The organism is uncultured Methanospirillum sp. (assembly GCF_963668415.2).
Taxonomy (GTDB): domain Archaea; phylum Halobacteriota; class Methanomicrobia; order Methanomicrobiales; family Methanospirillaceae; genus Methanospirillum.
Window position 1 is genome coordinate 2407590 of the sequence record NZ_CAXXDL010000001.1, and the last position, 24463, is coordinate 2432052.

General features: G+C 41.7%; 26 protein-coding genes. 11 read left to right on the top strand and 15 right to left on the bottom strand.

Annotated elements, in window-relative coordinates:
• The first annotated feature begins 302 nt into the window (after positions 1-302).
• The 4 genes from ACHZA2_RS11330 to ACHZA2_RS11345 all read left to right on the top strand — a co-directional run bounded on the left by ACHZA2_RS11330 (position 303) and on the right by ACHZA2_RS11345 (position 4265).
• Positions 303-1286 (top strand): ABC transporter substrate-binding protein, encoded by a 984-nt coding sequence (locus tag ACHZA2_RS11330; RefSeq protein WP_319579798.1) that lies wholly within the window; start codon positions 303-305, stop codon positions 1284-1286.
• Between the two features lie 332 nt (positions 1287-1618).
• Positions 1619-2593 (top strand): ABC transporter substrate-binding protein, encoded by a 975-nt coding sequence (locus tag ACHZA2_RS11335; RefSeq protein ID WP_319579799.1) that lies wholly within the window; start codon positions 1619-1621, stop codon positions 2591-2593.
• A gap of 308 nt (positions 2594-2901) precedes the next feature.
• Positions 2902-3648, top strand: coding sequence for a type IV pilin N-terminal domain-containing protein (locus ACHZA2_RS11340; protein ID WP_319579800.1), 747 nt, complete (start codon positions 2902-2904; stop codon positions 3646-3648).
• Positions 3645-4265 (top strand): type IV pilin N-terminal domain-containing protein, encoded by a 621-nt coding sequence (locus tag ACHZA2_RS11345; RefSeq protein ID WP_319579801.1) that lies wholly within the window; start codon positions 3645-3647, stop codon positions 4263-4265. Before ACHZA2_RS11340 ends, ACHZA2_RS11345 begins: the two co-directional genes overlap by 4 nt.
• A gap of 104 nt (positions 4266-4369) precedes the next feature.
• On the opposite strand, the gene ACHZA2_RS11350 is transcribed toward ACHZA2_RS11345, so the two are convergent.
• The 5 genes from ACHZA2_RS11350 to ACHZA2_RS11370 are packed head-to-tail and all read right to left on the bottom strand — an operon-like array spanning position 4370 to position 9534.
• Positions 4370-5152, bottom strand: a complete 783-nt coding sequence (locus ACHZA2_RS11350; protein ID WP_319579802.1) for an ABC transporter ATP-binding protein — start codon at positions 5150-5152, stop codon at positions 4370-4372.
• Positions 5139-6080 (bottom strand): ABC transporter ATP-binding protein, encoded by a 942-nt coding sequence (locus tag ACHZA2_RS11355; protein ID WP_319579803.1) that lies wholly within the window; start codon positions 6078-6080, stop codon positions 5139-5141. Before ACHZA2_RS11355 ends, ACHZA2_RS11350 begins: the two co-directional genes overlap by 14 nt.
• A 38-nt stretch (positions 6081-6118) precedes the next feature.
• Positions 6119-6937, bottom strand: a complete 819-nt coding sequence (locus tag ACHZA2_RS11360; protein ID WP_319579804.1) for an ABC transporter permease — start codon at positions 6935-6937, stop codon at positions 6119-6121.
• Positions 6930-7910, bottom strand: a complete 981-nt coding sequence (locus ACHZA2_RS11365) for an ABC transporter permease (RefSeq protein WP_319579805.1) — start codon at positions 7908-7910, stop codon at positions 6930-6932. The genes ACHZA2_RS11360 and ACHZA2_RS11365 overlap by 8 nt, the downstream gene beginning before the upstream one ends.
• Before the next feature lie 40 nt (positions 7911-7950).
• Positions 7951-9534, bottom strand: coding sequence for an ABC transporter substrate-binding protein (locus tag ACHZA2_RS11370; RefSeq protein ID WP_319579806.1), 1584 nt, complete (start codon positions 9532-9534; stop codon positions 7951-7953).
• A 300-nt stretch (positions 9535-9834) separates the two neighbouring features.
• Here ACHZA2_RS11370 and ACHZA2_RS11375 point away from each other — a divergent pair, with 300 nt between their 5' ends.
• The 4 genes from ACHZA2_RS11375 (at position 9835) to ACHZA2_RS11390 (ending at position 12725) form a co-directional block, all read left to right on the top strand.
• Positions 9835-10212, top strand: coding sequence for a hypothetical protein (locus ACHZA2_RS11375; protein WP_319579807.1), 378 nt, complete (start codon positions 9835-9837; stop codon positions 10210-10212).
• A 71-nt stretch (positions 10213-10283) separates the two neighbouring features.
• Positions 10284-10661: a hypothetical protein gene (locus ACHZA2_RS11380; protein ID WP_394698558.1), complete on the top strand. Its 378-nt coding sequence runs from the start codon at positions 10284-10286 to the stop codon at positions 10659-10661.
• Between the two features lie 227 nt (positions 10662-10888).
• Complete coding sequence (locus ACHZA2_RS11385) at positions 10889-11767, top strand: methyltransferase domain-containing protein (protein WP_319579809.1); 879 nt, start codon at positions 10889-10891, stop codon at positions 11765-11767.
• A 160-nt stretch (positions 11768-11927) separates the two neighbouring features.
• Positions 11928-12725, top strand: coding sequence for a class I SAM-dependent methyltransferase (locus ACHZA2_RS11390; RefSeq protein WP_319579810.1), 798 nt, complete (start codon positions 11928-11930; stop codon positions 12723-12725).
• A gap of 10 nt (positions 12726-12735) precedes the next feature.
• Here ACHZA2_RS11390 and ACHZA2_RS11395 read toward each other — a convergent pair whose 3' ends face one another.
• The 4 genes from ACHZA2_RS11395 to ACHZA2_RS11410 all read right to left on the bottom strand — a co-directional run bounded on the left by ACHZA2_RS11395 (position 12736) and on the right by ACHZA2_RS11410 (position 16788).
• Positions 12736-13503, bottom strand: coding sequence for a methyltransferase domain-containing protein (locus tag ACHZA2_RS11395; RefSeq protein WP_319579811.1), 768 nt, complete (start codon positions 13501-13503; stop codon positions 12736-12738).
• Between the two features lie 122 nt (positions 13504-13625).
• Positions 13626-14357, bottom strand: a complete 732-nt coding sequence (locus ACHZA2_RS11400; protein WP_319579812.1) for a class I SAM-dependent methyltransferase — start codon at positions 14355-14357, stop codon at positions 13626-13628.
• A gap of 21 nt (positions 14358-14378) precedes the next feature.
• Positions 14379-15122 carry a class I SAM-dependent methyltransferase gene (locus ACHZA2_RS11405; RefSeq protein ID WP_319579813.1) on the bottom strand — a complete coding sequence of 248 codons (744 nt, stop codon included), beginning with the start codon at positions 15120-15122 and terminating at the stop codon, positions 14379-14381.
• 40 nt (positions 15123-15162) lie between these two features.
• Positions 15163-16788 (bottom strand): radical SAM protein, encoded by a 1626-nt coding sequence (locus ACHZA2_RS11410; RefSeq protein ID WP_319579814.1) that lies wholly within the window; start codon positions 16786-16788, stop codon positions 15163-15165.
• Between the two features lie 292 nt (positions 16789-17080).
• Between ACHZA2_RS11410 and ACHZA2_RS11415 the strand changes: the two genes are divergently transcribed.
• Positions 17081-17674 carry a nucleoside-triphosphatase gene (locus tag ACHZA2_RS11415; RefSeq protein WP_319579815.1) on the top strand — a complete coding sequence of 198 codons (594 nt, stop codon included), beginning with the start codon at positions 17081-17083 and terminating at the stop codon, positions 17672-17674.
• On the opposite strand, the gene ACHZA2_RS11420 is transcribed toward ACHZA2_RS11415, so the two are convergent.
• From ACHZA2_RS11420 to ACHZA2_RS11440, 5 genes are all read right to left on the bottom strand, one after another.
• Positions 17669-18484, bottom strand: a complete 816-nt coding sequence (locus ACHZA2_RS11420; protein WP_319579816.1) for an XdhC family protein — start codon at positions 18482-18484, stop codon at positions 17669-17671. The genes ACHZA2_RS11415 and ACHZA2_RS11420 overlap by 6 nt on opposite strands.
• An 18-nt stretch (positions 18485-18502) precedes the next feature.
• Entirely contained in the window at positions 18503-19300 is a 798-nt protein-coding gene (locus ACHZA2_RS11425; protein WP_319579817.1) for a DUF364 domain-containing protein, read from the bottom strand.
• A 193-nt stretch (positions 19301-19493) separates the two neighbouring features.
• On the bottom strand, positions 19494-20132 hold the full coding sequence (locus ACHZA2_RS11430) for a GNAT family N-acetyltransferase (RefSeq protein WP_319579818.1): 639 nt from the start codon (positions 20130-20132) through the stop codon (positions 19494-19496).
• Positions 20133-20447: 315 nt separating this feature from the next.
• Positions 20448-21902, bottom strand: a complete 1455-nt coding sequence (locus ACHZA2_RS11435; RefSeq protein ID WP_319579819.1) for an MFS transporter — start codon at positions 21900-21902, stop codon at positions 20448-20450.
• Between the two features lie 615 nt (positions 21903-22517).
• Complete coding sequence (locus tag ACHZA2_RS11440) at positions 22518-23138, bottom strand: ArsR family transcriptional regulator (protein ID WP_319579820.1); 621 nt, start codon at positions 23136-23138, stop codon at positions 22518-22520.
• 137 nt (positions 23139-23275) lie between these two features.
• Between ACHZA2_RS11440 and ACHZA2_RS11445 the strand changes: the two genes are divergently transcribed.
• Both ACHZA2_RS11445 and ACHZA2_RS11450 read left to right on the top strand, forming a co-directional pair.
• Positions 23276-23434 carry a hypothetical protein gene (locus ACHZA2_RS11445; protein ID WP_319579821.1) on the top strand — a complete coding sequence of 53 codons (159 nt, stop codon included), beginning with the start codon at positions 23276-23278 and terminating at the stop codon, positions 23432-23434.
• 7 nt (positions 23435-23441) lie between these two features.
• Positions 23442-23684, top strand: a complete 243-nt coding sequence (locus tag ACHZA2_RS11450) for an MTH865 family protein (protein ID WP_319579822.1) — start codon at positions 23442-23444, stop codon at positions 23682-23684.
• A 168-nt stretch (positions 23685-23852) separates the two neighbouring features.
• Here ACHZA2_RS11450 and ACHZA2_RS11455 read toward each other — a convergent pair whose 3' ends face one another.
• Complete coding sequence (locus ACHZA2_RS11455) at positions 23853-24278, bottom strand: GNAT family N-acetyltransferase (protein ID WP_319579823.1); 426 nt, start codon at positions 24276-24278, stop codon at positions 23853-23855.
• Positions 24279-24463: the final 185 nt, after the last annotated feature.

The following is a 24463-nucleotide window of genomic DNA, read 5'->3' on the forward strand; positions in this document are numbered from 1 at the left end:
GGTTCGAAGTGATGGCGAAGGAATTCTGATGAGAGTGTATATAAAAGATCTTTATTATCTCTTTTGATAATGTATCGATAACATTGTTTATTGTTTCTATCGAATAATTAAATCAGGTTATAAATTATTCTCCCAGATTTGAAAACTTAAAAATTCATTTTTAACAACCTTAAAAATAAATGCTTATTACACCATTGTGGCAATACATATGATCAAACTTTAGTCAAAAGTTGGTGATAGATTTGAACATTCGTTTAAAATTTCTCTGTATTATTGCCCTGATTGGATTGATATCAGGAGTTATGCCCTGTCTTGCTGAAGACACGCAGACGATTGTTGACTTTAAAGGAAACCAGGTTACTCTTCCTGCAAATATTACAAAAGCGGCTATTCTCGATCCGTTTTCGGCCCAATATCTGCATGTTATCGGTGCTGAGGATCGGATCATTGCTAACCAAGCAGGACCTTCTGATGCTGAAAAGCTCAAGAAATACACTCCATATCTTGCTTCTCTCCCGTCAATAGGGCACAAAGATAATTTGAACAAGGAAGAACTTGTAAAAATCAATCCCGAGGTTGTCATCTCCTCTATTGATTATGTTAATGCGAATGAGGTCTCCAAACAACTTGGTATTCCTTTTGTTATTCTAGATTATGAGTCACCGGAGAACCTGACCAAGAGTTATGAGATCCTAGGGAAGATGTTTGGAAAGGAGAAGCAGGCTGATGAGTTCCTTTCATACTATAAGGAGAAGATGAACCAGGTTAAGACCGACCTAGCAAAAGTAACCACAGATAAGACAAAGAAAGTCTATTACGGGCAGAGAAAGGCGACCCAGACTCTCGGTGATAATTACTATGAGGCAAAGGTAGCTGCAATAGCAGGTGGAGACAATGTTGCTGAAGGAGTGAAGGGTGGCGATAACATCGTTACTATGGATCAGATCTACTCGTGGAACCCTGATGTAATTATTCTTCTCCCATACTGTGCCCAGTCTGTTGATGATGTTCTATCTGATCCAGCATGGCAGGCACTTCCTGCAGTTCAGAAGAAGCAGGTGTTCAGGATGCCCAAATTCCTGATGACCTGGGAGATGCCGGTTCCGGAGTCGGTGCTTGCGACTATGTGGCTTGCAAATATCTTGTATCCGGGTGAGGTAAACTATGATCTTACCAAGGAGATCAAAGAGTTTTACAAGAAGTGGTATAATATTGATCTTTCAGATGACGAGGTGTTAAATATTCTTTCCGATAGTGCCCCGGTTATTCTGACCGGGATGTCATAAAAAGAACTAATATAACCCTTTTTTTATTATATATTAGGATACGTTGTATTCTTTTTATTGTTACATGCGACTTTCGTCATTTGCCTTTTAAAATTTTATTCCAGCAAGAAATTCTGATTTAGTAGAAAATTAGGATATTCCAAATTTTGTAATGTTTCTTTTTGAGTTCATAAAATTCTATTTTTTAAAATTAAAAATAAAGACTTATTATATTAATTATTCAAATAAGTAATTGAATTATCAGGCAAAACTAGGTGATTGTGTTGAACACGTATTTTAAATTATTTCGTATCTTGGCCCTGATTGGCCTAATCTCTGGAATAGTTCCATGTTTGGCAGAAGACACGCAGACAATAGTTGATCTGACCGGTAATGAGGTTATTCTTCCGGCAAACATTACAACGGCTGTAAATCTTGATCCCTTCTCTGCCCAGTATCTCCATGTCATTGGTGCAGATGACCGTTTGATCGCAACACAGCATGGTCCGTCAGACGCTGAAAAACTAAAGCAATACACGCCTTATCTTGCTTCCCTCCCCTCAGCAGGTCACAAAGATGATGTAAACAAGGAAGAACTAGTACGCCTTAATCCCCAGGTTGTCATCTCCTCTATTGATTATATCAATGCAAATGAGGTCTCCAGACAACTTGGTATCCCATTTGTGATTCTTGACTTTGAATCTCCGGAGAACCTCACCAAGAGCTACGAGATCCTTGGGAAGATGTTTGGAAAAGAGAAGCAGGCTGATGAATTTCTCTCGTATTATAATGAGAAGATGAATCAGGTTAAGACCGACCTAGCAAAAGTTACCACAGATAAGGTAAAGAAGGTCTATTATGGACAGCGAAAGGCAACCCAGACACTCGGGGACAACTATTATGAAGCCAAGATTGCAGCAATTGCAGGTGGTGACAATGTCGCTCAAGGAGTCAAGGGTGGCGATAATATCGTTACCATGGACCAGATCTACTCATGGAACCCTGATGTAATTATCCTTCTTCCATACTGTGCCCAGTCGGTAAATGATATCCTCTCTGATCCAGCTTGGCAGGCACTTCCTGCAGTTCAGAAGAAGCAGGTGTTCAGGATGCCCAAATTCCTGATGACATGGGAGATGCCTGTTCCTGAATCGGTTCTTGCAACCATGTGGCTTGCAAATGTCCTATACCCGGGAGAGGTAACCTATGATCTTACAAAGGAGATCAAAGAATTTTACAAGAAGTGGTATCGGATAGACCTTACGGATGATGAGGTCTTGAATATTCTTTCAGACAGTGCCCCGGTGATCTTAATGGGTATGTCATAGAAAAACCCAACCATTTTGTGTTAACTTAATTAGCAAATAAATTTAATGTGCCATGCGCGATTAACATAAGGAATTATATATTCGCAAATATATTATATGTTTTTAATGAGAAAATAAGTTAGAATTCAACATTTTATGTGCGATTTATCCGATTTATGATAATTACTACGATTTAGTCCACTCAAAGTAATCAAATTTTATCGCATTACATATCACAATTTTTAAGTCATTTCTTTCAATACCTTAGATCGTACGATCTCCGGTTGGGCAACCATCCCAGAGGTCATATTAATGTAAGGAGGAATTTCGTGAACAAATCAGATAGTGCAGTATCACCTGTCATCGCAGTTATGCTAATGCTGGTGGTAACTATTATTATTGCCGCTGTAGTCAGCGGGTTTGCAGGGAGTCTGGCAAATGCTAATTCTGCCAAATCCCCAACATTAAGTATGGATGTAAAAATTTCCAACTCCGGTAGTTACATGGGGAGTGGTTTCTTTGCATCAGTAACTGGTACAAGTGAACCAATCAAGACAAAAGACTTGAAACTTATAACCCAGTGGAAATCTGCTTCAGGAGATTCCGGAGGCAATACTACAACTGGAGGAATCTATAACTTTGATTGTTATGTTGGAATGGGAACAAATGCTGAGTATACCACATCAGTAGCCCCATATGGATTTGGTGTCGGAGTAAACAGCACCTATGTTCAGAACCCAACAAAGCCTTTCACGGTCTATGGGCAACAATTCGGAAGTTATACGCTGACAACTGGGACAAGTATGTCTGCTGTACCTGCTCCGTACACCAGTGGAGTTGCAATTGGTGGAAATGCCGGTGCATCATATGGTTATGGTATTGACACATCATCTGCATACACTTACACTGCCGGAACCGGCTGGGCAGACACATATACAGATGCTACAATGGCAGTTCTTGGAACTAAGTGGAATTCATTGAGAGCGGGTGACAAGGTAACAGTTACAGTTGTTCACATTCCAACTGGAAAGACCATATTCCAGAAAGATGTCATAGTGACGGAGGGATCAGTATGATGCAGGAGAGGAAAAGATCAGAATCTGCAGTCTCACCAGTTATTGGTATTCTGCTCATGATAGTTGTGACTGTTATCATAGCCGCTGTAGTCTCCGGATTTGCAGGAAGTCTTGTACAAAGCCAGCAGAAGGTTCCTCAAGCACAAATATCCGGAACCTTTAGTGTTCATGACGGGTTTTTCATTAAACACAATGGTGGAGATGCAGTTCCCACAAAGGATATGGTCATAACAGTCAGAAACTCACGACTCTTCGGACCTGATGTAGAACAGAGGACTATTCAGGTTGTTAACGGAACCATAATTTCCGATAGTTCAGATGTCAAATCCTGGATGTACACAAACGGCACTTTAGGGGTTGTCTCATTCAACCCTGGAGAGACTGCGCAGGTAAACTCAACTAATTGTTTCTGTGATATTCTACAACCAATTGTAAAGCCAAGCGATTACAGAAGTTCCATAAGTTCTGATGGACTCACTTATTCTGGAGGGAAGACTGTATTCTGGGGTCTTTGCTTCAAGAATCCGGCAAACATTGGTAAGACCTTTATCATGGATGTCAGTGATAAGGCAACAGGTAAGCTGATTTCAACAGCCAATGTTCCAATCACTACGTGATTAACACTCCTTCTATTTTTTTCCTCTCAATGAGGTTGTTCATGAGGCAGTATGATTTATTCATCAGTGAAAAAAAAGGTTAAATCTTAACCACCGCTCTGAATTTAATCTCTAAACGATGTTTTACTCAAATATGCAGCATTAATTAACTGTTTTGTGTATTGATGCTCCGGAGACCTAAATAACTCTGATGTTCTCCGCTCTTCAACGATAGTACCTTGTTTCATGACTGCAACCCTGTCTGTCATATGTCTGATTACCTGGAGATCATGAGAGATAAAAAGAAGGGTCAGATTTCGTTTCTTCTGAATATCCTTAAGCAATGTAAGAATTTGTGCCTGAATAGAGAGATCAAGAGCAGATGATAATTCATCGGCTACAATAAATTCAGGATCCAGAATCAATGCTCTTGCAAGAGCGGCTCTCTGTTTTTGTCCCCCACTTAATTCATACGGATAACGGGATATCAGATCTGAATGAAGGCCTACTGTTTCTAATGTTTCGAATATGAGATCTGTATCTTCATGACGAACCCCGCCTTTCCAGATCCATAATGGTTCAGCAACACTCTTACCAATCGTCATACGGGGATCAAGAACAGTGTCAGGATCCTGGAATACCATTTGCATTCTTGGACGGATAAGCCTTAATGCAGGTTTCGACAATTCAGTCAGATTAACTCCATCAAACCAAATTTTTCCAGCAGATGGTTCGATAAGTCTGATTGCAATTCTTCCAAGGGTGGATTTACCACATCCACTTTCTCCCACTAGACCTATTGTTTCTCCTTTTTTAATACAAAGAGATACATCACTTATGGCCATATGATTTTTTTTTGAAAAATAACCTGAAAAAAATGATTTTGAAATGCCCTTAAGTTCGATCATAACAATGGCACCTGACCTGGCGGAGGTTGTTTATCACTTTAAGAGAGGGATGGTCATGTGAACAGGTATCACTGGAAGCATGGCATCGATCATAAAACCTGCATCCCTGGGGTATTTGTGCAGGGGAAGGACTTATCCCACGTATTGGATGGAGTCCTGCTGAAGGAAGAGATGCGAGCAAACCCAGGGTATATGGATGTCTTGGACTAGACAAAACCTCCTTTGTTGGACCAGATTCAACAATTTCACCAGCATACATTACAATAATACGTGAACAGAGCATATCGGCACAATCAAGATCGTGAGTTATGAGGAAAAGTGTTTTTTTGAATAACTGCCTTTTAAAAAGATCAATTGTCTGATTCCTGATAAGAATATCAAGACCAGCAGTTGGCTCATCTGCAATCAGTAATTCGGGGTTGCATATCAGTGACATTGCAATCAGGATCCGTTCCCTCATTCCTCCTGACAGTTCATGAGGATATTGCGACATAACTTTACCTGGATCATGAATGCCAAGGCTCTGAAGAAGATTAATGGCCGATCTTTTAGCTACATGAGGTGAAATTTCCTGATGGAGAATCAGAGGCTCGATTACTTGTCTGCCTATTTTCATGACCGGGTTTAAAGACATTACAGAATTCTGAGGCGTCATCGCAATCTCATTTCCCCTGATTTTTCTCATCGTACTTTCATCTAAACTAGTCAAATCAGAGCCACGATACCTTATATTCCCACCAATAATTGCATTTGGAGGCAAGAGCCGCATTACAGCCATTCCGAGAACTGACTTGCCGCAGCCCGATTCTCCGACAATTGCACATGATTCACCAGATTGAATGGAGAGATCTATGGAGTCCAGAGCATGGATATTCCCGCCAGGCATAGTAAAAGTAACCTTAAGTCCGGCTATTTTAAGTACATTCATGAATTAAACTCCAATGGTAACTGGACCCCTTCTCCTCGTTATAACCGATTTACCTTGAGCCTGTGGTTGAATTGTTCTTCACTAATGTACCCTAAAAGGGCGAGGGACAGAGAAATTCCTACAACCGCAAGTCCCGGTGGAAGAAGCCACCACCAAAGCCCAAGAGCGAACCCACCAGATGAATACGCCTGCTCAATCATCTGACCCCAGTCTATAACCATGGGATCTCCAAGCCCAAGAAAACTCAGACCAACACCCATGAGCAGATAATGCTGCATTGATGATACGAGTTTGACCGAGACAAGAGGGAGAATATTTGGCAGTATATGCCATACCATTATCTGATGGTCTTTAGCCCCGATACTCCGTGCACCTTCAATATATGTGGCATTATGGATCATCATGACCTGAGATCTGACCACCCTGATGCTATGAGTACTTCCCACGATGCCCATCAATGCAGCTGTAGTATAAATTCCAGGTGTAAAAAATAGAGTTAATACCAGAAGAAGAGGAAAGAGTGGTATTGTCATAAATATATCTATGACCCGCATTACGAGTTCATCGAAAAATCCTCCATAATATCCTGTCTGAATACCAAGAGTAGTGCTGATACAACATGAGATGATTGCAGCCAAAAAACCTATCAATAGAGTTATTCTTGTCCCGTATATTAATTGACTTAAAATGTCCTGCCCAGTTGCATTCGTTCCTAGTGGATGAACACTATCAGGGTGTTGCAAAGGAGAATCTAGTATTGCATATGGGTCATATGGTGCAAGAATTGGGGCACATATAGCAATAATGCAATAGAAAAGAAGAATTATACAACAAAATAAAAATAGAATTTTAGTCATCTATGCTGTTCCTAAGACGTGGATCAATGCAGGGATACAGAATATCTGCCATAAGATTAGCTAAAATAACTACAAGAGTATCAAGAAGAAAAATTCCTTCAAGTAATGGTAAATCACGTGATTTGAGTGCTTCAGTAGTTAAGAGCCCAATACCAGGCCACGAAAAAACTGTTTCTACAAAAATACTTCCGGTAACTATAGATGCACACTGCAAGGTAGCAAGAGTAATTATCGGAAGGCAGGCATTTTTGAGAGCATGATTCCAGAGAATTGCATTCTCATCAAGTCCCTTTGTTCGGGCAGTTATAATGTAATCCTCACCAATAACTGAAACCATCGAATTTCGCATCAGATAATAATTTCCAGCAGAAATTGTCAGAGTAAGCACCCCTATCGGAAGAATTGCATGGTAAATGACATCAACCGGATTAATTCCTGAATATAATATCGAGATACTGGTATATCCGCTGATAGGGAAAAAAGCAAAGATATACCCAAAAACAAAAATAGCCATGATGGCCCACCAATATGTGGGAATAGCACGAATAATGATCATAGCATTAAAAAGGGTCAGATCGAACCTGGACCTGGCTTTCCATCCTGAATATGCACCAAGAAATATTCCCGTAAGAATGCCTGCCGTTGTGGCAGGAAACAGGAGAATAAGAGTCCAGAATAACTTATTGATGATGAGAGGCATGACCTGAACTGAGTATTGATAGGAATACCCCCACTGACCTTTGAGAATATTCTGGATATATATGAAATATTGATCATACAAAGGCAAATCAAGACCAAAATCATGATAAAAGTTATTAATGGTCTCTTTAGGTAACACATTCCCTAATGAAAGCAGATAATTTGTGATATAATCACCAGGCATGAGGTGCAGGATAAAAAAGGTGATTGAAATACTAATAAAAAAAGCAATTCCACTAAAAACAATACGTTTTATCAGGTATAATCCCTGCATCTTTTATCGACTCCAAAATATTGGATTCTGATCTAATCAATCAGGAAACAGGGATAAGTGATGAAAGAACTCGTGGGTCCTGAATACTTGTGTAGTTTTCAAGTTTTTCCCAACCTGAAAATCGATCTTTTCGAAATGCATCATAACTGTCAGTATTGCAGATTGGAACGGTCGGAACATATTCTGCCAACATATCCTGCATCTGGAATCCGATCAATTTTCGTTCCTCCGGGCTTACTGTGTTTCGTACTTTTCCTGTCAGGGCGTTATATTCGGTATTATTAAAGTTGTAGTAATTCTTCTCCTGAAGAGGAGTTACAGCAAAATTCACAAGATCATCTGGATCATCATGAAGGATAGCAGGCATACCATCTATAAATATATGCCCTTTATCTATTGCCTTGCGATACTGACTCTCATCATCGTATTTAGTCGTTTTTACCTGGATTCCAAGTGAAGCCCAGTCATTTCGAATTACGGTTACAATCTTCTCACTTACTCCTGATGAGGCTTTGCCACCAAGGGGAATTATAAGTTCAACTGAATTTCCATTCGGGCCCCTTAGAGTTCCCTGATTATCCTGAATGAATCCTGCCTTCTTGAGTTCATCCCGTGCTCTGGATAGATTATACTCATATAGCCCAGTGTCATTCTGATTCACATATGATCCTGCTACTGCAGGTAAAAGGAAGGTCGTGTTTGTGGGATGTGCATTTCCAAGAACTTTACAGATTGTGGAACGATCGATAGCATGACTCAATGCATGTCTGAAAGAGGAGAGATTTGTTGGATATTGAATCATATTATACCCCATCTCATAACCGGTTGTGCTGGGTCTTGTGATTATCCCAATACCAGGTTCATTTTGGAGACTATCTGCAATAGCAGGTGAAATATCAGAAACAATATCGATATCAGCATTTTTTAATGCCAGAACCTGGCTATCCTGATTTGTTATTAATTTGAGAATTACTCCGGATACCTTAGGTTTATCTCCCCAATAATTATCATTCCGGGCAACACGGAAATATCCCTGTTCGCTTTTATCAAACTTAAATGGGCCAGAACCAATAAATTGTGAATCCTGCCAGGTTTTAGGGTCCTGGATCTTTTCAAAGATATGTTTGGGATACACACCAATTCCCGGTGACTGGGCAAGACGGTCCGGCCATACTGAATATGCATTTTTAAGATGGAATACGACTGTATAATCATCAGGACAGGTTACCGATTCCACATCAGATAGAACAAATCCCATCGTCAGATTGTTTTTCTTCAGATAATCATTCGTGAATTTGACGTCTGCACTTGTTACTGGAACTCCATCCTGCCATGTAGCGTTATGAACCAGATGGAATGTCCAGGTTTTAGCATCATCTGATACATTCCAACTTTCTGCAAGTTCAGGAACATAAATTCCATTCCTGTTTTTCGTCAATAATCCTTTATAGATTAAACCACCTGCAGGAACACCGTTTTTCTTTGTCATTACATTGGATGAGACCAGCTCAGAAGGAGAATTTACCGGGATAATGATATCTGTTTTGAGGTCACCAGTATTACTTTTTTCAGGCTGCTGCGAAGGAACATTGTTGTTTACACATCCTGTTAATAAACACAGCATAAAAAGACTGCACAGTAGGAGGTAAAAAATGGCATCGGTTCGATTTTTTGAGAATATTGAAATCAGTTTCATACCTGTTTACCTAATCTATGTAAATGTGACATGTCACATTATTTAATAACAGTGTTTTTAATCATGAAAAATTAAACTTTAATTATTTATATTATGATTGTTAAAAATTATATCTAAATTTTTTAGTGGTGTTCACTAATAAGACAAATATCTGGTTCAATAGTAATTTTAATCTCATTTTTTATTCTTTCTCGTCTGCCCCATATCGCTTTTATTTAATATATATCGTTGAATGATAAAATTAATTTAGCAAAATACTTCACCAATCCTTTTCAAAGATTTATTATGGAGTCTCAAAAAAAGGATCCCATCCTTGTTGTTGTTGCGATTATTCTACTTATTACTATCATTTGTTGTATTATCGCTATGGTAGTGATTCCCCCATTCCAATTAAAAACCGACAAAATCTCGATAAATAATAATTCATCAGAAAAATCTGTTGATAATTTAAATAATAATAAAAACGAGGGTCAACAGTTCCATGATTATCAGGTAAAAGATTATAGTAATACTGAAAACAGAGAAACAAAAAACTCTACGAAAATCACTAAATTTACATCGACAGGAGGAGCAAGTGAGAATAAACCTTGTTGTAAAAAAATTTAATATTATTTATAGGATAAAATTGACAAATAAATTAAATATGTAATGTAAAGCAATGTCTTAAAGAGACTTTTATGTACTATAAACAGGTTATTCTGTATTTCTTATTGATAGTAAGTATCAGTTTTAATTGTTGTTTTGCTGAACAACAAGCAAATCAGTCACTAATTACTGTTAAAATTCCCATCAGTGATATTCTGAATACAGCAGATAATTTAGTAGGAAAAACCATCTGTGTTGATGGGAAGATTACATCACAATGTGGATCAGGATGCTGGTTTATAATGTCTGATGAATCTGGAGATCTCTATGTAACTTTAAAACCTAACAACTTCGTTATTCCCCCATCTATAGGAAAGAAGGTTACCGTTACTGGAAATATCCTTATTAAAGATAATGATGTAACCCTTGTTGGCAGTAGTGTTGATGTTGAAGGATCTCATTTTTCATGATTTTTTTTCAACACGTATTAAGCTTCATGAGAATAAACTCGGATTTTTCTTGGGATTAAAGCGTTGCGATAAGATGAGATTGTTTGTTCTGACAGTTCATCACTGTTTTCTGTATGTTAGTTGAGTTTCATTTTTCTATAGCGAAGAGCTAAAATATTTCATGATTACATAATGAAGTCCTCTTCTTAAATAGGTAATAAGATATAATAAAAAATTAAATAATTTTAATGGATTCTTTAATAAATAATCCGGGTTATGATCCACAGTCACTTAATCTCCCTCCTGATTTTTGGCTTGAACGATGGAAAAATCAGCGTTTAGCCCGCCTTGCTGTTCCGAAGTTTGATTCTCCCCATTCATTCTGGAACGACAAAAAGAAACTGAAAGACCATTTTATACAAAATCTTGATGGATGGAGATCACAGGCAGAAGAACGGATATCATCAATAGGAATCAGGGACGGATCCCGGGTCCTTGATGTGGGGGCTGGCACCGGAAACTTAAGTGTACCACTTGCAGCACATGGATGTGATGTGGTAGCTGTTGAACCAGGAGAAGCGATGGGTGAAGCGCTGCTTGTATATCAGCAACAGCAACAGACATCTCCGATTACCCTTATCAGAAAAACATGGGAAGAGGTCGATCCTGCTGAACTCGGAAAACCTTTTGATGTGGTTATTGCATCATACAGCCTCATGATCACCGATATCGGCGTAGCGATTCGGAAGATGCAGGCTGTCTGCACCGGCACAATTCATCTCTTCTGGTTTCTGACCCAGCCACTTTCATCGAGACTTAACAGTGAACTCTGGCCACTTGTGCATGGAACTGAATTTCCTGGAGAACCAACGGCTGAAATTCTCTGGCAGGCTCTCTATGAGATGGGTATCTATGCCAACATTGCCGTTGAACCTGGTTGTGAAGCAGCATATTTCCAAACAATTGATGATGCAGTAAAGGATTTTTATCAACGTCTCAACTGTTCAGATCCAAAGCAGGAAGAGATTATTAGGAGATACTGTGAAGGATCTCTTGTAAAAAACAGCAATGGATACCGAGTACCTGGTCAGGCTCTCGGAGCCCATATTTGGTGGAATGTTGAATAAATAGTCCGATTTTGGGTCTTAATTTATGTTTCAATAATATGGTCAATATTTTTCCAAAGAATTATGCACATATCTAATCAGTTGTGTCCATGGGATTCTAAATGTTATTATGTGATTTCCGATGTCTATCAACTAATATAATCTAAATTTAGATTTTACAATGAACCATTATTTTACGGGCAAAGCCCGGTACTATGCACAGTACCGGGGAAGTTACCCTGCAGCAGTATTTGATATAATTATTTCTCAGTTTAATCTCTCTTCTGAATCAGTTATTCTCGATCTAGGCTGTGGGACCGGGAATACTTCTTTACCACTTGCCATAAGAGGGTACACGGTTTATGCTGTAGATCCTGAACCTGATATGATCACTGAGGCAAAACTACGTGAATCTGAATCCAAACCCCTCTGCCCAGTCAGATGGATTAGCGGATCCGATGCAACCCTGACCGAGCTGAACCTTCCACGGTTGAAACTCTGTACCATGGGTCTCAGCTTTCATTGGATGGATCGCCATCAGACACTCAAAACATTAGATACCATGATTGAGCCAGATGGTGGCATTGTATGCCTGGACAAGACGGATGCCTTCCAATCAGCAAGCATCCACCAATTGGGAAGGGCAGCGATATCTGAAATCCAGGATATGCTTGGAGATTCATGGGATTACTTCGGACGGTTTGAAAAGAAAGATCGCAAAAAGCATGAGGAATTTTTTGCTCATTCGTCGTTTCCGGTCATTAAAAAAATTGAATTTGATGTTCATGAGGAACATACGATAGAAGAGCTTATCGGCCTGTTACTCAGTTACTCGTATATACATCCGGTTCTGCTCAATGAACGAAATGCTGAATTCAGGGACCGAATGACGAGAAGACTCTTGGAGATACAACCGGGTGGGGTATTTGTAGAAGAATTGAATGTACAACTGCTTATTGCCACAAGACCAAAGATGTGATGTTTCTGCATCAGGTGCCTGATTTTTGTCCTACATACACAAAAAGAGTAATACTGTAAAAAAAGGTCCCTTCTGATACAGTCTTCTCGATGTTATGGATAAACATAGTTGCATCTTCCTGAGAGACAATCCCCTGATCTGCCATCGTCTGAGCATCTCTGATTCTCTGGTAACCGTATAAATCAGGAGTGTATTCTGTGTTAACGAGAACAAGTGGGACTATATCTCCGGAAAATGACGGGTTGTTTCTGAACAGACCGTACATCCTTCTTCCCATCCAGCCGTCACTTGCATCCATCCAATCCTGTTTCCAGTCACTAAATTCTGCAACGATCTTCCGGATTAGGGGCTTGTCATACCCATTGAAGATCTGAGAATCCCAATCATAGTGACAGAAAACCACCTGACCACCTGGTTTTAGAACTCTGCCAACCTCATCGATTAATCGTTGTTTGTCAGGAATACATTCAAGGAGATTGCATGAATATACAAGGTCAAAAGAGTCACTATCAAACGGTAAACCTGCACTGATATCTCCCTGAATAAACCTGAACCTTGTGTCAGATCCATACTTCTCTCCTGCTTTCCTGATAGAGCGATGAGAAATATCTACACCAATGAATTGTGCATTGACTCCACAACATTCCCCAAATCGTAAAATATCATAACCGGTTCCACATCCAATGTCTAGGATAGACATTGTATCAGAGAAATGAATCAATCTGTAAACCTGTTCCCGGAGATGTATCACATCCGGGCCCCATTCTGATCCTGACATCCTACCTTCTTTTTTTTAATTACCCCCCAGAACATTATTAGGGGGATACCTCAACACAATACCCGGTCTCCCGAATTCTATTCAGGTCGCCATAACGAGAGAATTCTATCTCAAAACATACACTATCTTTCAAGTAATGCTGTTTTCAACACAATAAACGATGGAATTCTCATGTGATATCTGGTTGATGAGTCCTCACCCATCCCGTTGAGGTCAGGAACCGGTTCCTTTAATGAAAGAACACACATTCCGTTCTTTTCGAGTATATTGAAATATGTAGATAACGGCCGGTGATAATGAACAGTCTCACCCCAGAAGAAGACCGGTTCACATGTTTCATTCAAATAATCACTGACTTTCTTATACGCACGGGGGTCTGATTCTTCACATTCCCATTCACTACAGAAGAATGCAGGATGTGTCATGGAGAAGAGAAAGACTCCACCATGCCTGAGAATCCTTGAGATTTCTCTGATACAGATCTCAATATCTGGGATGTCCATCAGAACCATGTTTGCTACAACAATATCTATGGTTCGGCTTTTTATCGGTAATGGATGAGTAAGATCCACAACTGCAAACATCGCAGATAAATCTTGTTTCTCTTTATAGGCCTTGGATATCATTGTAACCGAACCATCTATTCCAAAGGCAAATGCCCCATCTAATGCTAATTTTTTCGTGAATTCTCCAATACCGCACCCTAGGTCAAGTACATACTTATCCCGGGTATTACCAATCATCGATTCAATAACCGGCATATATATCGAACGATGGAAGATTGTGAGTTGTGAGTCATCCTGGATATATCGTTCTGCAGCACGGTTCCAGAGCTCTAGTTGGTTCGTTTCCATTATCCCAATACTAAAAATGGTTTATTTTTGATCAGGAGGGGATTTTTGTGCAATCAGAATCATACGCTTTGATTCACCATCAAACTGCTTTCCCTTCCAATCACCAAAGATCTTTATAACAGACAAGCCTTCAGAATTGAGAATCGTTGTAATCTCATTTAGGTTATACAATCGGAGAAAGAACGGGGTATCCTTCCGTATTCCATCCCGGATGATAATACGGGAATTATATAACCTCCCGGACACCGGGTCGAACCGGTTTCGATCAATCATCAGGTCTGCATTCTTCTCTAGCACAGAAAATCGCGGATAATCCTTCAGAAAGGTATCCCTGTTCAGGACATCAAGGCAGAACAATCCACCTTCCTTGAGAGAACCTGCCACATTCCTGATAACCAGTTCGTTCTCTTTATCTGAAAAATACCCAAATGAGCTGAAGAGATGGATGATACAATCGTATGTTTTTTCTCCACAATAGCTCCGTGAATCTGCACAGAGGTACCTGACATTCACTCCTTTCTTTTCAGCATTACTTCCTGCAATCTCCAGGAACTCATTACTTTGGTCTATACCAGTGACTGCATGCCCAAATCCCGCAAGCCGGGTGGAATGCCTTCCATGTCCGCAGGCAAGATCAAGAATCGCCCGTGGTTCATTCAGAGAGAGTTCACGAATAAGGAATGCTACCTCCTCATCTGAATATTCATCCTTAAGATGGTCAGAATAAAAATAGAGGTAATCATCAGCACTAAAAACTGATTTCATATCGGATTCAGGAGTTATTTCCATCTTTATTTACCTGTATTTATGCAATATGCCTCTCTATCTTTTCCTTTTCTTCCCTGAGTGAATAGGTGAATATCTCCGGATGAAGTATATTTGCGACATCCATCAGGCTGACAAGCCATCCGAGATCTCCTGATGAGAACTCACTATCCATGGCATACACATCTCCTTCAGTGGTTGCTTTGCATGAGATGCCAAGGTCTTTGCAGGTTGCAAGAAACTCATCTATTGATGGTGCAAAATGTCCGGATATGAGAATACTATCAGGGTTAAGCCGATTGAGTTCTTCAACCGTGTACTCTGCATGAGAACTCTCGCGGAAGTTCTCCTGCTTATTCAGGCTCAATCCGCCAGCCATCTCAATAAGAGTATTCCCGAGTTTGGTTGCATACATAGGGGAGAGAGGATGGCAGAATACACCTAACACCCGTGGCTTATGGACACCCTGTACCTTTTTTGCTATCTCATCTGAAATTCCGGTTGCATACCTGATGAGACTCTCACCTGCTTCATTTCGTTTGGAGATCCCTGCAAGATACCGGGTCATGGTCGTGAAGGTCTCAAGAGAGTCATGCTGCTGCTGCAGGTCAGCGAGATACCCGTTGCTGATCACCGTGTTGCAGATGTGATCGATCTCTGACTCATCGGTGACGCCCAGGACTTTCAGAAATCCGGCGATGAACTTGGCACCCATGATTGAGCGGTATCCACCAAGAACCGGAGAATCTTCAGTCGGCACAGGCATGATGTCTCCCTTGTGAAGAAATTCATACCCACAGGAGCATATCCCGTCTGGCTGGAGGGATAAGACACGGGCAGCCATCGGACCGAAGAAGACCCGGTGAATGATCGTATTTCCACAATTTGGGCACCGGGAATCGAGTTCTGTTGTTGCCGGGGTATTAAAGAGGTAGACATGATCCACTATCCTCCTCAGGGTATTACACATTACTTCTGCCTGGGCCTTGTCTGGTTGAAGACCGGAGAGCTCCTCATTGACAGCAAAGAACCGCATGACCTGAAATGGAATTGACGGTGATATCTGCCTCACCCTCTCTGCAGCCCCCTGGATCTCGTCCTCCCTGCCATAGAGATACATCGTTGAGATCTCGATGAATATACCGGCGTCATGCAGAATCTGGAGGTTTCTGAAGACCGGATCTGCTGAAACAGCCCCGCACTCATGGTATCGTGCATCAGAAGATCCTTTCAGCCCGATGTTGACAAAATCAAGATACGGGATCATCTTTCGAAGTGTCTCTTCGGTCATGTATCCGTTGCTTGAGCAACCGACAAGAAACCCTTCGTTCTTTGCTGTTTTTGCAAGCCGCAGGAAGGTTGGCAGCGAGACTGTCGGTTCATTCAGGCAGAAGGTAATTCCCCTGCATGAACTCTCCCTGGCTATTGAGAGGATCTCCTCCGGAGTGTGGGGTGTCAGAACCTTCTCAAGTGTTCCTTTGCGTGTGGTCTGAAATTCAGAAATACACCCGTCACAGGCAAAGTTACATCCGATGGTGCTTACCAGCAGGAAGGTACTGTTCGGGTAGAAATGAAGCATAGGAATGGACTCGCTTGAGACCGGGTAGATATTAAGATACGCATCAGGATAATTCTCGGTGATAGCCTCACTCTCATTCCGGTACATGGTGCAGTATCCTGATCCAGAGTCAGGAATATCGCACAATCTCTCACAGTATGTACATATCATATTCTGTCCTTCCGTGTGGCAAAGTGGTGCTCTGTTGATGCAATGTGTCGTGAAATGAGGTATGGGTTCAGATATAAACTTCCTGAATATTTCAGAAATGTTTACATTATACTCTTATCTTGTTATAATGCAATAAGTATAAAGATTCGTTATATGTTCTGCAATAACAAGTACCTGTCATTACCTTATTTTATGCAATACCCTCTGGCACCGAAGAGTCGTGATCTCGATGAGTGAACATGATGTTTCGGGTTGGCAGCCTCCGGTATTCATCATTTCAGGCGCCCAGGCTGAAGGAAAAACAACCTTTATGATGGATGTACTCACCAGACTTGATACACATCAGATACATGTGAGGGGAATTGTTGCACCAGGTTACTTTACGAATGGTGTACGATCGGGTTTCTCTGTAATTGACGTTGCAACCGGAACCGGAATGGAACTCTGCTCTGACGTCCCGTCACCAGGATCAGAGCAACATGCTCGATATTACTTCAGGCCCGAAGGACTTGCATTCGGGAGACGCACTCTTCTCATCTCACCGGGACATGATGTCACCGATCTCATCGTAATCGATGAGGTGGGGCGGTTTGATGTCAGAGGAGCTCTCTGGGGCGGGTGCATTGATCAACTGGTAAAAAAGTGTCATCCTCCGATGATATGGAACGTTCGGAATGAATTTGTCCAGATGGTGATAACCCGGTGGCCGATGATACGACCGGTTGTGTTGAAGCTTGGTTCTATTGATGTTGAAGAAGTTGCTGAAGAGATTCTGAATGAGATCAGAATCTACCGGTCGCAATCCGGTTCTCCGGATTTATGACCAGTTCCGTTTCATATGTTCTAATTTTCCATTGCGCATAACAAGAACGACTTCTGCCAGAATTGAGAGGGCAATCTCCTGGGGAAGGTTTTTACCTATTTTAATCCCAATCGGGCAATAGAGCCGGTCATCTATCACGCCTCCGCGACTCTTGATATTTTCTATCAGGACGGAAGCCTTGCTGACACTGCCTATCATCCCGATGTACGGAAGAGTCTTGTTCTTCAGGAGTTGCTCAAGAACCTCCTCGTCATGTTCATGCCCATAGGTCATGATAACACAGTAACTTCTTCCATACAGATTGATGTTCTGCTCAATCGCTGTGAAAGGTGCAGACACAACTTCTTTAGCTTCGGGAAACCTCCCGGTATCTGCAAACTCGGGTCGGTCATCATACACCCGGTATGGAATTGCAAGTACTTCACAGAGTTTTCCAAGGTGCAGTCCGACATGGCCCCCGCCAAAGATCACGATCTCTGGCTCGACGAGAATCGGTTCGATAAAAACAGTCAGCGATCCACCGCAAACTCCGAGTGAGGTATCAGCGTCATCAGCCTTCCACTCATCTCCGTCTCCTTTGGAAACGAACCGTTTCGTGATACAGATCTCTTTTTTTATCGCATCCTGGGCAATACCGATACAGGAGAACTCAACGCCACCACCCCCGACCGAGCCGGCAATCTCCCCTGTATTATTGACTGCCATCTTGGATCCAACCTTACGTGGTGTTGAACCAGATGATTCGATGATCGTCACCAATGCACAGGGAACCCCTGCTGCATGCCATTCAGATATTCGTGTAAGCCACATTCTACTACTTCCCTCTCTCTACTCTCCTGCCAGTTCTTTGAGTCGTTCGATGAGTCTTCCCCCATCCCTGACAAGGTTGACCTTCTCAAGAGCTCCGGATGGAGAGTATGCGATACTCCCGCCTCCAAGTTCTGCATACCGTGCCATAAGGGTCCAGTCGCTGACAAGAGTCACCCCCAGCAGATCAAGCCCGCAGTCAAAGAGTACAGGGCTTGGCGGAACAGTCGGCCCCATCATAACACGGACTTTTGCGTTGGGTGTTCTCCGTATCACCTCTGCAAGTGTGTCGTTTACCACGGTAAGTCCACTCATCAGGACGATCTGAGCCTCCTCAAGGACCTCTTTTGCATCGTCCCAGTGAATATCACCGGGCCTCGGAAAGAGTTCGACGATGTTCACCGGCCGCCCCATCTCACGCCATTCTGCACCCTCTTTGAAGTACCCGATGAAACAGGTTGGGACCCGGGCTGCTGCAGCCTCGACCATCATGACCGCATTTCCTGACATGACGCTGGTTGGAACCGGAAGCAGCGATTTCAGGCAGGCCATCCCGACCGCACGACGAAGTGTCTCTCTGCTTGAAAGGAGTTCGAGCGCTGATTCCAGTGCAGGTTTTCCGAGCCAGTCACCCATCCATGAGTCCATCCCGGGTTTATCCTCAAGGCCTGGCATGCCCCGAAATATCGTTGAGAGCGACCATCTCCCGGTTTTTACAAGGACCCAGTTTGTATAGATTCTGATATCCTCGATCACCTGGGTATGATCTGCTGAAGCAGCGATCGCATGGATGAGATGATCGTACTCAGGGAAGGTCATTGAGATACTAGGTTAGAGGTTGTACTAAATAAATATTTTAATGTAATAATTGTTGGAAATTATCTTCCATGGAGATTCAAATTTTCGTTAACAGGTAGTATTCTCTCATCAATTCTTCTGACAAGGCTAGTTGTATAGGGAGTAAAAAAGCGTAACCAGAATTCACGAGCTGGAGGGTTTATACTCTCAAAATCTACCCCAACATGAGAATAGCCATCCTGCTGTAACCGGGAGAGGAGATAAGACAGTAACTGAGTGGCCCCCCTTGTCCACGATACCTTGGAAGAAGATATGCACCACAGATATTTACCACTCCTTTCTGTTTTGAAATAAAATTCTCTCCTGAACCACCGATTTTCATATATCCGATGATTTCTCCTTCTTTGTAAACACAGAAATATCGAACCGATTCGTCGTTGTTATCTTCAATTAAGTCATCGAGGGTCTTATGTTCGATGGGCATAAAGACCGGACTTTGATGCATATGTGAGATGAGGGTATTATTCAAAAACAATAGTACCCTGAATTCTTCCCTTCCGATCTCTCCATATGAGTACCCTTGGGGATCTGTTTTAGGTATTGGATCGGAAAACCTCATTGCGTCAATACAACGCATTCCAAAACCATTTTGGAAAAAACTTGTTAATGCGTCAGTGTCATGTGCATACAGAGATATCGCATGACTTAAAATCCCTTTATCCACCCATATCTTTGCTGCCTGAGCATAAAGCATGGAATATATCTTCGTACGGTCAGAACTGATTGCCCCGTGCCCATGTAATGGAGAAAAAATTCCCTTCACATATCCGAACTGATTGTCAAAAGGACCCATGCAGCAGAGAAAACCGAAAAGATCTCCGTGATCCAATGCTGCAACCCCGAGATTGTTCCTAAAAAATACCTCTGGAAGGAAAAAGTCAGAGATAACTGGAAGTTCCGGGACCCATTGCTGTTCTTCATGATAATTATCTGCGACCAGTTTACAAGCTTGTGTAATGTGATCTTTCTGAAACGGTATGATTTCTATTGTATCTTACTCCGAGGTTTTTTGAAATTATTCATATTTGTTTGAATTAATTAAATAGATGTTTACATTATTTTAAGAATGTTGATACATACCATTTACAATTTTCTTGTATAACAGCGTTCATATCTGGCTCTTCTCGATATGATTCAAATTTCGATTCAAGGCATATGATGCATATGCTCCTGGAATGCACAAAGCACCAGTAATCACTACTGCTACTGCACCAGCCCATGAAAGCAGCCCTGCATCAGCCTGAAGTATCGGTCCGAAATATCCCGCACCATGAAGAACAACAGTCATGAGCAGTGCGGCAATCGTTACTCCACAAGTACTTCCGAGGCATCCGGCAGTTGTGGAGACACTGGATGCGAGAGCCATCTGTTCTTTTGGAAGGGCGTTCATGACATCGATACTCTTCTGGCCCTGAAACAGGCTGGCTCCAATGCTACGCACGATCATGAGAAGCAGGATGAACCCAAGGTTTACTGTAATCAGTGCATAACCGGTCAGGAGGCTTGCAAGCGAGACGATAAGTAACCCGGAGCAGGCCTGATATTTCCAGTGATACCGATCAATAATCCATCCTGTTGCACTGGAGGCAAATATCTGAACTACCGGTGATACTATAAGGGTCATACCTATCTCAAATGAACTCAATCCCATAACACCTTCAAAATAGAACGGCATCAGGGTAATGAGTGAAAAGTTTGAGATCCCAAGAAGCATACTGTTTGTAACCGGCACCATATATCTCCCATTTCTGAATATGGCCAGATCAAAGAGTGGGCGACTACACCGGCTTTCATGAAACAGGAATATTCCAATAGATACCAGGAATGCTCCGCATGGTATACTGATCTGAATGACATTGTGAATGTCTTGCTGTACTTGTCCGAATATTACAAAGAAGAGAATGATCAGTGAACTAAGGCTCATGGATCCGATCCAGTCGAAGTACCGATCCTGAGATATCGTTTCAGGTATCTTCAGATATTTCAGATTGGCGAGAAAAAGGACTATTCCAAGTGGGACGTTCACAAAAAAGATGTATCTCCAGCCAAACCAGTCATTCATTGCACCTCCAAGAGCCGGACCACAGAGGGAACAGATGGAAAAGAGAGATCCGCTGAACCCGAGCGCTCTTCCGATCTCATGTGAGGGAAAAACTCTGAATATGATGACGCTGCTGATTCCGGCAACCATCGAGGAGCCCAGCCCTTGCAGAACACGATAAAAGATCAACTGGTTGAGGTCGGCTGAAAGACCACAACAAAGTGAGCTCAGGGTAAAGATAACTGATCCAAGTGTGAATAACCTGCATACTCCAAAGAACTCAGATAATTTCCCGCAGATGATAAAGAGGCTGGTCATCGTTATCAGGTACGCAGTGATGACCCATTGGGAATCGGCGAGGCTTGAGTGAAACACAGTGGTTATGGTGGGGAGAACGATATTGACCATACTGCTGTCAAGACTCGCCATTATCGAGTCGATTAGAACAATAGCCAGGATGATGTACCGGTGTTGATAAGCAAAATCAGAGATTGTTGCATGGGATGGAGGTGATATATTCATAATTACCTAACGATGGAGATGATCAGGAATCATATACTTATGGTATATGTTAGTGGGATATGATATCTATAGTACTACGGAGTAACCGGTACAACGTTAAATAATTTTCTCAAATCGGCAATACATCAGAACAAAAAGGCAATTACAGATACGGGATCTCTACGGGAAACCAGATTTTGGTTCTTTAGGTGACTTAAATCTGCATTCATAATCAGGACAGTAATAACCTCCCATAACATAGCGTATCACATGCTTCTTCAGGCATACCTCATGGTAATTCCTGCACCAGGCACATGGCTCTGTTGGCATTACCTTGTTCATCATCCCATTTCGTGAATTATTCATACATCCTGCTCCTGTCAAACCCACCAGTTTCATCTCATAATTTTTAGAGGATATGATGCGATCTCTGATAAAACCTCATCCCCCATCAGTACGGACGAATGATAGCTTCGATACATCATCTGGTAAAACCGGACTATTCACCATATTCTTTGCTCACGATGTTAGCATATACTTCCCGAATCGCTGATAACACCCTGAATCCTTTCTCTGTAATAACATAATCTCCCCGTTCATGCCTCTGAATAATCATCCCTGCTTCCTGGAGTTTTTTCAGGTGAAACAGAAGTTTCCACCCCTGAGTTTGGTGATCTGGGAGAGATCTGAAAAAGTCTTTGTCTCTGCTGATACTGACTGAAGGATCTGAAATCGTGGAATACTTGCTATCGGTTCGATAATTACTGAAACAATCTTTTCTTCAGGATAATCCATTACAGGCAGCGATTCCTCCTGTTGCTTCAGAATTCCCAATGAACGCATCAGGTCCAGTTGTTTCTCAAAGAGTCGTCTGACCTCAGTAAAGCAGATATCACATCGTAGATATGGCCCTTTCTTTCGCATCTCATCGATACGGGCCCGGTACGAGCGAACAAGATCATCGGTAATCTCTTCGTCATTGATGTGGCTTGAAGTGACGGTTAGAAAATTGAGGAGGATCTGAAAACAGGTATCATGCATCTCACAATCATGTACCATGTTGCTGGACAGACATTCCCTGGCACGTTCGACATGGTTCTTTGAAAGAATATCACCGTACTCGTGCTTGAGATCTGATATGAGGGACTGGAGATGGACCTGGTTTGTGCGTTCAAAAAATCTTTTCAGATCTCCCCTGATCTCCCGGATTTCATGCATAAGTGCATCAGGGGTTACAGATTCTTCTATGTGGTCCATGGCGTATTCTTGTCAGATATTGGGGATACTGGATGATAACCATTAGAGTCATTGAAATGTAGCAGGACAGTCATCGGTCATTATAATGACGCTCAAGTATATTATGATAACACACACAGTTCTGTATGGTGAGGCACATGCCGATCTGGAATTGCACAGGAACAGAAGTGAGCAAAGAAAAAGCCGAAGAGTCTATCGCCCATCTGAAAAACGCCTGCTTTGGATGCAGTACTCATAGCAATGACTGCGCAATTGCCAGGGCTGTAGGCGATGTTTCTTCCATGATCAAGGAGTGAGATACACATGCCATCTGTCAAAGAAGAGATCCATGCACAGATAACCGGAGCATTAGCAGGTGCTGCCTTTCCAATCAAGACACCGGAGCAGCTTATCGCAGCATTTCCTGCCGGAGCTGACACCACCTGCCAGGTTGGTGACCTAAAAATGACCGCAGGGGAAGCGGGAACCCTCCTTACGGAGAGTGATTTTCCATTCACCAGTGCCAGACAGGTTGCTGATGTTATCGTAGATCGTGCAGGGTTATAAATCCAGAATGATTCTCATTTTTTTGAACATTGAAACCCATGAAAAAAGGTTAGACTATTCGTCGTTTTAAACGGGTCAATTCATTATCTTGCACTCTTACATTTGTAGAGAGCGGACCTGAACATAACTGAATAGTTACGAAAATTCATGATATATCAGCACTATTTCTTAGTATTCCGGATCCCATACAGACGGTTTGAAGAGAACAACTCTTGGATACCTGATAAAACCGGTTTTCAGATAATATTCTGCATTATCGTCATTTGTTTGAACAATCCACTCAGTATCTGGATATGCCATAATACAACGTGTAAGCAATTCCCTTCCGATTCCTTTACATTGGAACTCAGGATCAACAACCAGATCGTGAATAGTTGATCTGACTATTGTATCAGAAAGAACCCTGACAACTCCCACTAATCGTTCCTCGTACCAAGCCGAAATCACGCGTGTAGAATTGATAAAAGGCAGATTAAAATTTAGAATCATCTCCTCTGTTTCAGGTTCCCGGATCCAGCCCGCTGACTTGAACAGGTGATGCAATTGATCGATTGGAAGATCCTTCTTCTCCTCATTATATAAAATATCAGGCATTTATCATCCAGGTTTCTTGAATCAGATATTCATCATTACGATGAATATCCTTTTCATCAACATGTTGGTTGTTTCAATAACATAATCTCAATGTATAATGATTACAATATCCTGACATGCTACCAGTTCTTACTTTTGTAAGAATAAAATTCTGCAGAATAGGTAAACAATGCAGTATAATCATC